Annotated in this window: 8 protein-coding genes; 6 read left to right on the top strand and 2 right to left on the bottom strand. The window is 40.6% G+C overall.

The window, feature by feature from the left end; translation table 11 throughout:
• Positions 1-224: 224 nt before the first annotated feature.
• Positions 225-680, bottom strand: a complete 456-nt coding sequence (locus H6G86_RS08855) for a helix-turn-helix domain-containing protein (RefSeq protein ID WP_190934008.1) — start codon at positions 678-680, stop codon at positions 225-227.
• A gap of 955 nt (positions 681-1635) precedes the next feature.
• On the opposite strand from H6G86_RS08855, the gene H6G86_RS08850 reads away from it, so the two are divergent.
• From H6G86_RS08850 to H6G86_RS08835, 4 genes are all read left to right on the top strand, one after another.
• Positions 1636-3375, top strand: a complete 1740-nt coding sequence (locus H6G86_RS08850) for a diflavin flavoprotein (protein WP_190934007.1) — start codon at positions 1636-1638, stop codon at positions 3373-3375.
• Positions 3376-3511: 136 nt separating this feature from the next.
• Positions 3512-5224, top strand: a complete 1713-nt coding sequence (locus H6G86_RS08845; protein ID WP_190934006.1) for a diflavin flavoprotein — start codon at positions 3512-3514, stop codon at positions 5222-5224.
• 402 nt (positions 5225-5626) lie between these two features.
• Positions 5627-6688 carry a DUF8692 domain-containing protein gene (locus tag H6G86_RS08840; protein WP_190934005.1) on the top strand — a complete coding sequence of 354 codons (1062 nt, stop codon included), beginning with the start codon at positions 5627-5629 and terminating at the stop codon, positions 6686-6688.
• A gap of 589 nt (positions 6689-7277) precedes the next feature.
• Entirely contained in the window at positions 7278-7457 is a 180-nt protein-coding gene (locus H6G86_RS08835; protein ID WP_163931935.1) for a hypothetical protein, read from the top strand.
• A 19-nt stretch (positions 7458-7476) separates the two neighbouring features.
• Here H6G86_RS08835 and H6G86_RS08830 read toward each other — a convergent pair whose 3' ends face one another.
• Positions 7477-8769, bottom strand: a complete 1293-nt coding sequence (locus tag H6G86_RS08830) for a dicarboxylate/amino acid:cation symporter (RefSeq protein ID WP_190934004.1) — start codon at positions 8767-8769, stop codon at positions 7477-7479.
• Positions 8770-8962: 193 nt separating this feature from the next.
• Here H6G86_RS08830 and H6G86_RS08825 point away from each other — a divergent pair, with 193 nt between their 5' ends.
• Both H6G86_RS08825 and H6G86_RS08820 read left to right on the top strand, forming a co-directional pair.
• Complete coding sequence (locus H6G86_RS08825; protein ID WP_190934003.1) at positions 8963-11593, top strand: DNA polymerase III subunit alpha; 2631 nt, start codon at positions 8963-8965, stop codon at positions 11591-11593.
• Positions 11594-11685: 92 nt separating this feature from the next.
• Positions 11686-12324 carry an FMN-binding negative transcriptional regulator gene (locus tag H6G86_RS08820; protein ID WP_163931943.1) on the top strand — a complete coding sequence of 213 codons (639 nt, stop codon included), beginning with the start codon at positions 11686-11688 and terminating at the stop codon, positions 12322-12324.
• Positions 12325-12336 lie beyond the last annotated feature (12 nt).

The following is a 12336-nucleotide window of genomic DNA, read 5'->3' as shown; positions in this document are numbered from 1 at the left end:
ACGGCGATTTATCGCGTCTCAAAAACCCAAGGTTTTGCCAGTAGCCCTTAACTGAACCGTATTGGGCTATGGCCGAGTCTTCTCCCTTGGCGCTAGCCTCTCCCTTTGGGAGAAGGGGAGATACTAGATACTAAAAGCGAACGAGCGTCTTGATTCTGACCAGAGGCGGAGTGTCTCTGGCTTTACTCCTGACTTCTGAATTCTTCTTAGTTATTGTTCTTCAACTAATTATTATGTTCCTGGAGTTGTTTGCGTGCGGTTCCAAACCTTCTTCCCCTTTGTTTAAGTACCCGTCGTAACCGATCTGCACTCAAGCTTACTTGGCGTTCAGATGCCAGCTTTTTTGCTAATTGTTTAGAGTTATAAGTCTGTGACTCTTGAGCTAAACAATTTTCTAGATAAACCAAATCTGATTCTGAATATCGAGGTTTTCCACCTCGGCCAGGAGCATCCCACAGACCTGCTAAACCCATCTTTTCCCAACGATGAAGAGTTTGACGTACTGTTGAAATTGCCCAGTTCAAACCTTTAGCAATTTGCTCATTTTTTAAGCCACGATTATTTAGCAGTAAGACTTGAGCCCGATCCTTGGTGCGTTGAGGAACTTGTTTGGCTTTTCTTAACTCTTCTAAAGTCAGCTTTTCTTGCTCAGTTAGAAAGACTTTTAATCTGCATCCCATAATTAATAACCTTTTACACAGTTAATTGTTGCCATCTTTTCTTAAGAATTTGTTAGCGTTATTCTAATTAATGTCTAAAGTCGATAATAAAGGACTGTATCATTAAAATTCTTCAATTATTCTTATGAATACGGCGATTTATCGAAACTTTAAAAATAATTTTCACGCTATTTTCCATTGAAATGAGCAGAAAAGCATATACATAGAAGCCTTATTCCTTTTTATTCAACTCATCTCTGGAAATTTTTCTTACCTATCTCCCAAAAATATCTATTTTCTCGACTTCACATAAATTTTATATTTCACATAACAATATTATTGCTTGAAATAAAAATATATTCAATACCTATTTAAGATAGAAAAATTGTGTTGCTTTTCCTATTTTTACCACCTTTCCTACTTTTCCTACCTTTCCTACTTTTCCTACTTTTTTGTAAAATAGCGTCTTAAAAAACTAACTTTTAATCTATCCTCTTAAGACAATTATTCTACGCCATAACTACAGAGTTTGTTTGTAAAACCTAGTATATTTTTATCATTTATACGTCATTCTCAAAAGAATTAACTTTTATTTATCAACTTCCTTATGCAGCCATTTAAGAGGCAAAAGCAATTAAAGAGTAGGCTTCTGAGTTGCACTAAGTTTTATATAATAGTCTTAGATGTATGATATTAGTTTTGAGGTTTTCAGCTTTTATTGTCGAATAATATAAAGAAAATGATATTTTTAAATTAGAATAAAAATAGATAAATAGCAAAACAAAATACTAAGTATATTTTTCGGAATAAATTAATATTCAGTAGATTTTTTGAGTCATATTTCTTGCTAGAAAACAGCAACAATTGATACAAGTTAAATTTCTCAAAAACTGATATTCATTACAACTTAAACAAAAAATAATAGAGAGAATGGGGGCAGAAGAAAAACCTGACAATTTGCGCTCGGAGACGAATAATGGTAGCGATGTCTACGACCGGCAAGGCCAACGCAGAGAACGCTCAACATCGGCTAACTATACAAACTGTAGAAATTGCCCCTAACACAACGGCGATTCGCTCTCTTGACTGGGATCGCGATCGTTTCGATATCGAATTCGGACTGCAAAACGGTACAACCTACAATTCATATCTAATTAGGGGCGAACAAACAGTTTTGATTGATACTTCTCACCAGAAGTTTCGCGATCTGTATTTAGAGACTCTCAAAGGTCTTGTTAACCCCAAGACAATTGATTACATAATTGTTAGCCACACAGAGCCAGACCATAGCGGCTTAGTAGAAGATGTCCTGCAATTAGCTCCTAGAGCTACTGTTTTAGCCTCAAAAGTTGCGCTGCAATTTTTGGAAGGCTTAGTACACGACCCATTTTCTAAGCGGGTTGTCAAAACTGGTGATCGCATCGATATCGGCAAAGGACACGAAATGGAATTCGTGAGTGCGCCTAATCTGCACTGGCCGGATACAATCTTTAGCTTTGACCGCAAAACCCAAATTCTCTACACCTGTGATGCTTTTGGGATGCACTTTTGTGACGATCGCACCTTTGACGAAGATTTAGAAGCGATCGAAGCTGACTTTAGATTTTACTACGACTGCTTGATGGGCCCTAACGCTCGTTCGCTGCTGAATGCGATGAAGCGGATGGGCGATCTAGGAAAGATTAATATTATCGCAAATGGTCACGGCCCCTTATTATACCACCATTTAGATGTTCTGACCGGGTGTTACGAAAATTGGAGCCAAAAACAAGCTAAAGCAGAAACAACAGTAGGCTTGTTTTTTGTCTCAGATTACGGTTATGGCGAGCGCCTTGGTCACGCAATTGCCGAAGGTATCCTGAAAACTGGGGTTGGAGTAGAAGTACTAGATTTAAGTACTGCTGAGAGCCAAGAAATTCAAGAACTAGCTGGAAGAGCTGCTGGCATCATTATTGGTATGCCTCCAAGTACCGCCGCCGCCGCCCAAGCTAGTATCAGTTCAGTGCTAGCTGTCGCTAAGAACAAGCAATTTCTTGGGCTGTTTGAATGTTACGGTGGGGATGATGAACCCATTGATACACTCCGCAGACAATTTCTTGACTCTGGCATCAAAGAAGCTTTCCCACCCATTCGGATTAAAGAGACTCCCAGCGCATCAACATTCCAGTTGTGTGAAGAAGCTGGTAAAGACATCGGACAATTGCTAGTGCGCGATCGCAACATCAAGCAAATCAAGTCTCTTGATGTCAACATGGAAAAGGCATTGGGTCGTATTAGTAGTGGACTATATATAGTCACCACTAAAAAAGATAATGCCTCAAGTGCAATGCTGGCATCCTGGGTAACGCAAGCGAGTTTGCAACCATTAGGATTAACAATTGCCGTTGCGAAAGACCGCGCCATTGATTCCTTAATGCAAGTAGGCGATCGCTTCGTCCTCAACGTTTTGGAAGAAGGCAATTATCAAGAATTGAAAAAGCATTTCCTCAAGCGCTTGCATCCTGGTGCTGACCGCTTTGCAGGAGTGAAAACTCAAACAGCGAAAAACGGTTCTCCGATTCTAACTGATGCTTTGGCATACATGGAATGTGAAATACAAAGCAGCATGGAATGCAGCGACCACTGGATTTTATACTGCACAGTCCAAGAAGGTCGTGTCTCTAAAAACGATGGACTCACAGCCGTTCGCCATCGCAAAGTAGGTAATTACTACTAAATATGGGCATAGGGAATGGGGCATAGGGCATGGGGTAAGGAGTATGGGTTATTCTCCTTGTTCCCAATGCCCAATGCCCAATTCCCAATTCCCAATGCCCAATGCCCAATGCCCAATTCGCTAACTTTTAACAGCTATGACCAATTCCAAGCCACGCGACGTACAAGTTCTACCAATTGCTACAAATACTAAGGCGATCAAAGCACGTAGTTGGTCACGTCTGCGGTTTGAAATTGAATATGCACTTGAAAGAGGTACTACCTCCAATTGCTATTTAATTGAAGCTGATAAAACCGCACTTATTGATCCACCGCCAGAAAGCTTTACCGAAATTTATTTAGAGGCATTGCGGCAGACTTTAGATTTACAAAGTTTGGATTATATAATCCTGGGTCATTTTAGTCCCAATCGAGTTGCAACCCTCAAAGCAATTTTAGAACTGGCACCACAGGTAACTTTTGTCTGTTCTCTTCCCGGTGCAAACAATTTGCGTGCTGCTTTTCTAGAGCAAGATTTGAAAGTCTTGGTGATGCGGGGGAAAGAAACTCTGGATTTAGGCAAAGGTCATGTTTTGAAATTCTTGCCCACTCCTAGCCCACGTTGGCCCGAAGGACTTTGTACCTACGATCAGCAAACCCAAATTCTCTACACAGATAAGTTATTTGCAACTCATCTCTGTGGTGATGAAGTGTTTGATGATAATTGGGAAGCGCTCAAAGAAGACCAGCGTTACTACTTTAACTGCCTGATGGCTCCCCAAACTCCTCATGTGCAAGCAGCTTTGGAGAAAATATCAGATTTGCAGGTGAGAATGTATGCTGTGGGTCATGGGCCTTTAGTACGCACCAGCTTAATCGAGCTTACCAAAGCTTATGCAGAATGGAGCCGTTCTCATAATGATCGCGAGATTTCCGTTGCCCTACTTTACGCTTCAGCTTACGGCAACACGGCGACTTTAGCACAAGCGATCGCTCTGGGATTAACTAAAGGTGGAGTCGCAGTCAAATCAATTAACTGCGAATTTGCCACCCCTGATGAAATTCGCATCAACCTAGCACAGTCAGAAGGTTTTATCATCGGTTCTCCTACTATCGGTGGTCATGCGCCAACTCCTATTCATACTGCTTTAGGGATTGTGATCTCAAGCGGTGACAACAGCAAACTCGCTGGAGTCTTTGGTTCTTATGGTTGGAGTGGCGAAGCCTTTGACTTAATAGAAGGTAAACTCCGGGATTCTGGATACCGTTTTGGCTTTGACACATTGAAGGTCAAGTTTAAACCTGATGATGTCACACTCAAATTCTGTGAAGAACTAGGTACAGACTTTGCCCAAACACTGAAAAAGGCTAAAAAAGTACGTGTACCACAACAAGCCGCTACTCCAGTAGAACAGGCTGTTGGTCGCATTGTTGGTTCCGTATGCGTGATCACAGCGAAACAAGGAGAAGTGTCTACCGCCATGTTAGGCGCTTGGGTTTCTCAAGCTACCTTCAACCCACCTGGAATAAGTGTGGCGATCGCTAAAGACCGAGCGATCGAATCTTTGATGTATCCAGGCGGTAAGTTTGCCTTAAATATTCTACCTGAAGGCAATCATCAAGACTACATGAAACATTTCCGCAAATCTTTCGCGCCTGGAGAAGATCGGTTTGCTAACTTTAGTACAGCAGTTGCAGATAACGGTTGTACTGTCCTCACCGACGCTCTAGCATATTTGGAATGCTCAGTCAATCAACGACTGGAATGTGGCGATCACTGGGTTGTATATGCAACTGTGGACGAGGGTAAATTACTCAAACCTGATGCTGTTACTGCCATCAACCATCGCAAAACTGGCACTCATTACTAATTATAGGTAATCATCCTAAGTTGAAGATTACCTGTAATGCAACTCTAGCAGGATTTTTGCTACTTACTCTGTCTGCTACGGATACAATCAACCGCGCTAGATGTCTGCACATCTGAATAAATCCACCTACACATGAGAGTGATAGGTGGATTTATTTTTTTGCTAGGAACAATGCGTTTAGAAATAACAGCAACGGCAGAACTGACGTATCTACTTAATAAATTCATCTTTGCTTCAGCATAAATTTACACTTGTATAGTTAATAATTTAGCCTATGCAAAATGTGATTAAGTAAAGGTTATGAAACTCTTAAAATCTGATATTATCTGGTAATTGTAATTTTTCATGACTAAAAGCCTAAAAATTTATTACATTCAGGCAGCAAAAAGAAGGAGATCCTAATTGATTAGGAAAATAGACACACAAGGTTTTCAGCTTAAGCCCCTTGGGACGTACTTAGTTGAAGCTGAACTAATTACTCCAGATGAATTAGACATAGCACTCAAGACACAAGAGTTGAGTGGTGAGCAGTTGGGAGAAATTCTGGCAATGCATGGTTTTGTTAAACAGCAAACCATTGAGTACTTCATGTCACAAGTTGTATTGCCAGAGCGACGCAAGATCCTCAAAAACCAGTCTTATTCAGACAATGCTAAGAGTGACAGGATATCTATAGTTGAATCAAGAAGTTCTATAAAACCAGAAGATGCGATCGCAGCGTTGCAATCATCGCATAAATTGAAAGTATATCTTTCTGCCAACAAAACCCTCAAATTCCTGCTAGGCGTAGTATTGTGCTTGACTCTTGTCAGTCTTTTGGCTAATTACAATGTCTACTATCTACCTGACTTTCCTGGGAGAGATATCTTTAGCATTCTATTCGATCTCAACAGCGAGGATAATATTCCTGCAATTTACTCTGGAGGAGCTTTACTATTTTGTTCTATTCTGCTGGAGATCATCTTCCAAGCTCAGAGGTTAGCTAAGAATAAAGATGTCTGGGCATGGAGAGGATTGTCAATAGTTTTTGCTGGTTTATTCTTAGATGAATTGATCGGTCTTCATGAAAGACTAACTGCACCACTGCGAGATACATTTAATACTAGTGGTTTTCTTTACTACGCTTGGGTGATTGCGGGTGCTATCTTCATACTCCTCTTTTTGCTAGTATTTGGGCGATTTGTGGCTACTCTTCCTGGCAAGACACGACGCTTATTTTTCATTGCTGGAACAATCTACGTAGCAGGTGCAATTGTGAGTGAATTGGTAGGTGGATACTATGAATATTACTACACCCCCCATAACATGATTTATGTCTTCATAACAACTATAGAAGAAGTGCTAGAGATGCTGGGCATAGTTATCTTTATTTATGCGCTGTTGTCATACATAAGTTGCAATATTAAAGGTATAGATATAGGAATCCACATTATTGATTCTAGAAAGCAAGACGAGCTGACTTAGAGTTGTTTGAAAAGTATGATTGCTAACATCTAAGCCTCGGAAACTTAAACCCCTAGTCCTATTCCCTACAAGGAAATGGGGGTTTTAAAGCCTCTTTAACTTTTGAGAAGAGGTTTGGAAGCGGAATTTATAGTATATTTTGCAACTTTTAAAATATCCTCTGGCGTTGCTGATTCCATGTATGAAAATGATTTTGCATAATACCAAAATCCTTGTAGAGAAGTAGCACTGCTACGTCTCTACATCCAGATTCATACTTTAATTCAGCAACGCCTATCCTCTAACTGCCCGAAATCTACTACTCACTCAGAATAGTAACAATCTGGAAATCACTTTTGAAGGGATGGCTGATGAAAAAGTTATCCTGCAAAACTTTTGGCAACTCAACTGATGTCATCAATGGTCAGGGGTGAGTACAATTTCAGTATTAAAGCGGAAATAATATAAATTTACTTGATGAAATTCCGCAATTGCCACCAGGACAATTGCAAAACCGCAGTGTAGTCTTTAACTAGAAAAACACTATCAGGCAATTGCTAGACAAAATGCCGACTATGGCCGCTAAACTTTTATAATATTTGTTGTTCTTATGGCTCCAAAACACACCCAAATTAAGTTTCCCCTTTGGCAGTATCTGAACCAGCCTTTATTTAGTCACGATACTAAATTAGTATTGAATCCCCAACGCTTTGCATTGATCTGGCGGCTTCGACTTCTAGAACGCTGTTGGGCTAAAGAATGTGATGCCAAAGGGCCCCAACAGCATTAACTACCTGAAAAGCTTCAAACTAAGCCTCGTCTAAAGAACGAGGCTTTTTGCCGTCAAGTAAAGCACTGACAGTCATATCTCCCATAACATTAATCGCGGTGCGGCAGCGATCTAAAAACCAGTCGATGGTAACTAGCAAAGCAATGTACTGGGTAGGTAAGCCTACAGAAGTGAACACTAGTGTCATCGTTACCAGTCCAGCATTGGGAATATTCGCCGCACCTACAGATGCAAAAATCGAGGTCAGAATGACAATTAACTGCTGTCCTAGAGTCAGATGTTGCCCAATCAGTTGGGAAATGTACAACGCAGACATTGCTTCATAAAGGGCAGTGCCATCATTATTGAAATTTGCCCCTACTAATGCCCCCAAAGCAGCAGAAGATTCTCTTAAACCAACTTTTGTTTGCAAAACCTCAAAAGTTACGGGCATTGCCGCCGCAGAGGAGGAAGTTGAAAAAGCTGTTAAAAAGGCATCAGATCCGCCAGCTAGGAATTTTAGCGGGGGTACCCAAGAACCAAATTTTACTCTAGTGAGGTAATAGCACGCCTGCAATGCCAGCGCTAACAGCACCGCCAGAATAAATGCACCCAAAGATTTAAACGGTGTAAATCCTTGCATAGCAACTGTTTTAGCAACAATCCCAAAAACGGCGAAAGGCACTAAGGCAATTACCCAGTTGAGGACACCGACTACCGCCTCAAACAAAATCCCGATGACATCCTCTATCGGCTGGTATCCTTTTTTCCCTTGGGCAATTTGTTCAGATTTTAAGCCTCGTAGGACGATGCCAAAACTTAGGGCAATAACAATTAGTTGAATAACATTATTATCAACTAATGGCTTGAGGACAGCTTCGGGTACAGCATCTTTGAGTATTCCCCAAGGGTCTAGACTCTGAGTAGTTATTTCTGTAGTTGTTGAAGTAGCTACATTGCCCCACGTTCCCGGACGCAGCACATTCGCTACCAAAAGTCCCACTAAAATGGCTACGGTAGTGTTAGTCAAAAGTAGCACTGCCAGCCGCCGTCCGGCTGTACCAGGGATATCGGTAGTCATTAAGGTATGCAGCACTGCTACCAAAATCAGGGGCGTAGCTAGGGCCCGGAGAGCCTTTAGCACCAACTCAGCCGGAATTGCTAAATTGTTAATTAAGGTGGCATTGCTGGGATTGGGATTTCCCGCACCAAGGGCAATTCCAACGCTGACTGCGGCTACTAGGGCGATGAGAATTTGCAATGTGAGAGGGATACGCTGCCACCAAGGGCTAGCTTTGGTTTCAGGCGAAGTAGTACTCTCTGTTTCACTCATTAGTTAGATGCTGATTAACTGCTGTAACTATTAAAACAACACTGATGACAGTGACAATTTCGGAAAAAGAACAGCTTTAATTTTAGGTAAAAACTGCTAATGTAATATTCCGTTGCTTTGCAAAATCCGGCTTGAAAGGGTATACCACAAGGTAGACCCCTAAAGATATTTTGGCTTGTGGTTGGAGATGCTTATGTCCTTTGTGCCTTTACATATTCACAGTGACTACAGTCTACTAGATGGGGCCAGTCAGCTACCAGAGTTGGTAGATCAAGCGATCAAACTGGGGATGAAAGCGATCGCTCTTACGGATCATGGTGTCATGTATGGAGCCGTTGAACTGATCAAAATCTGCCGTAGTCAAAATATTAAGCCGATTATCGGCAATGAAATGTATGTAATTAATGGCGATATCGAAAAACAAGAACGTCGCCCAAAATATCATCAAGTCGTTTTAGCTAAAAATACCAAAGGTTACAAAAATTTAGTCAAATTAACCACAATTTCTCATCTTCAAGGTGTTCAAGGCAAAGGAATTTTTTCACGTCCTTGTATTAATAAAGATTTACTAAAACAATACCATGAGGGACTGATTGTCACCAGTGCTTGCTTGGGTGGAGAAGTTCCTCAAGCGATTCTCAGTAATAGACCAGATGCAGCCCGGAAAGTTGCTCAGTGGTATAAAGATGTATTTGGTGATGATTATTATCTAGAAATTCAAGACCACGGCTCCCAAGAAGACCGAATTGTGAATGTTGAAATAGTGAAAATTGCTAGAGAACTAGGCATTAAAATTATTGCTACTAATGATTCACATTTTATTTCTTGTTTTGACGTTGAAGCCCATGATGCTTTGCTATGTATTCAAACTGGCAAATTAATTATTGAAGATAAACGGATGCGTTATAGCGGCACAGAATATCTCAAATCTGGTGATGAGATGCGGCAGCTATTTCGTGATCATTTGCCAGATGATGTGATTGCTGAAGCTGTAGCCACTACTGAAGAAGTCGCTGATAAAGTCGAGCCTTACCATATTATGGGTGAGCCTCAGATTCCTACACCCCCCATTCCCTCTGGTCATACTGCTGACACTTACGCCGAAGATGTTGCATGGAATGGACTTTTAGAACGATTAAATCGCAAATCTCGCCAGGAAGTTGATTCCGTCTATAAAGAAAGATTGGAATACGAACTGAAAATGATTCAGCAGATGGGTTTTTCCAAATACTTTTTAGTTGTATGGGACTACATCAAATTTGCTAGAGATAATAACATTCCTGTTGGGCCAGGTCGGGGTTCGGCGGCTGGTTCATTAGTCGCTTATGCAATGCGAATTACTAATATTGACCCTGTGCATCATGGGCTACTATTTGAGCGTTTTTTGAACCCCGAACGCAAATCAATGCCTGATATTGATACAGATTTCTGTATTGAACAACGGGATAAAGTTATTGAATATGTCACTGAGAAATATGGCGCAGATAGAGTTGCTCAAATCATTACTTTTAACCGTCTAACCTCTAAAGCAGTTTTGAAAGATGTCGCCAGAGTATTGAATATTCCCTACGGGGAAGCTGACAAAATGGCGAAATTAATTCCTGTAGTGCGGGGGAAACCAACTAAACTCAAGGTGATGGTTTCCGATAAAACTCCAGAACCAGAGTTTAAAGAGAAATATGATAAAGAACCCCATGTTCGACATTGGCTTGATATGGCGATGCGAATTGAAGGAACTAACAAAACCTTTGGTGTTCATGCGGCCGGGGTGGTAATTTCAGACGAACCACTTGATGAAATTGTCCCGCTACAGAAGAATAATGATGGTTCCGTGATTACCCAGTATTTCATGGAAGACTTGGAATCAATGGGTTTGTTGAAAATGGATTTCCTGGGTTTGCGGAACCTGACCCTGATTCAAAAAACCGTTGATTTGATTCAAGAAACTAGAGGATATCGGGTCGATCCTGATGAAATTCCTCGCCAGGAAAGAAAAGCCCAGAAGATATTAGCTAAAGGTGAACATAGCAGCTTACCTAAAGATGTACAAAAAACTTATGAATTATTAGAAGCAGGTGAGTTAGAAGGTATATTTCAATTAGAATCTTCGGGAATGCGTCAGATAGTGCGAGATTTGAAGCCTTCTAATATAGAAGATATTTCTTCAATTTTGGCACTTTATCGACCGGGCCCATTAGATGCGGGTCTGATTCCTAAGTTTATTAACCGCAAACATGGTCGAGAAAATATTGATTATCAACACACTGTTTTAGAACCAATATTAGACGAAACCTATGGAATTATGGTCTATCAAGAGCAAATCATGAAAATTGCTCAGGATATGGCTGGATATTCTTTAGGACAAGCTGACTTGCTGCGTCGGGCGATGGGTAAAAAGAAAGTTTCTGAGATGCAAAAGCAGCGAGAAAAATTCGTGGATGGCGCAGCGAAAAATGGTGTTCCGAAAAAAGTTGCTGATGAATTATTTGAGCAAATGTTGAAGTTTGCTGAATATTGTTTAAGTTATGACACGGAAATATTGACAGTAGAATATGGATTATTACCGATTGGTAAAATTGTAGAAAAACGCATTGAATGTACTATTTATAGCATTGATATTAATGGAAATATTTACACGCAATCTGTAGCACAGTGGCACGATCGCGGACAACAAGAGGTGTTTGAGTATTGCTTGGAAGATGGTTCAGTGATTCGGGCAACAAAAGACCATAAATTTATGACTGTTGATGGTCAAATGTTGCCAATTGATGAAATATTTGAGCGGGAATTGGATTTGATGCGGGTTGAGGGGTTGCCGAATTGAGAGCAGGGGTATTAGAAATTTGGCATTCTTGAGTTGCTATATAAAGGAGAATTAACGAGACTTTTATAAGTTAATAGTAAGGTTAAATAGCCATGTATAGACCAACTGCTTTTCAAGAAAATAATGTAGATAAACTAATTGCCTTTATGAAAGCGAATAGTTTTGCTACATTGGTATCGATAGTAGACGGTGTACCTTATGCTTCACACGTTCCTCTTGTTATTGCAATGCAAGAGGATAATATTAAATTAATTGGTCATCTGGCAAAGCAAAATCCTCAATCGCAAGCCCTTGATACTGAATCACTTGCTATCTTCACTGGGTCACACGCTTACATTTCTCCTACCTTGTATGAAAATTATGAGAGCGTACCGACGTGGAACTATATTGCTGTTCACGCCTATGGTATTCCCAAAGTTATTATGCTCAATGACTCCCCAGAATCAATGAACCAAATGATAAACGAGATGATAGACACCTATGAAGCTGACTACAAATCGCATTGGCACAGTTTACCTGACGGATTTCGTGAAGGTATGATGAATGGAATTGTGGGATTTGAAATAACTGTTACACGTTTGGAAGGTAAGTACAAACTTAGTCAAAACCGAAGCCAAGTTGAGCAGCACAATGTGTCAAGTACACTACTACAAAGTTCAGATCCGGCTGCTCGCGCTGTCGGTGCAGAGATGAGACAAAACCTTGAAGCGAATGAAGATACAGTACGATGAAAACTCGCAGCT

Source organism: Nostoc sp. FACHB-133 (assembly GCF_014698055.1).
In the GTDB taxonomy this organism is placed as follows: domain Bacteria; phylum Cyanobacteriota; class Cyanobacteriia; order Cyanobacteriales; family Nostocaceae; genus Nostoc.
This window is presented reverse-complemented; position numbering and strand designations above follow the sequence as displayed.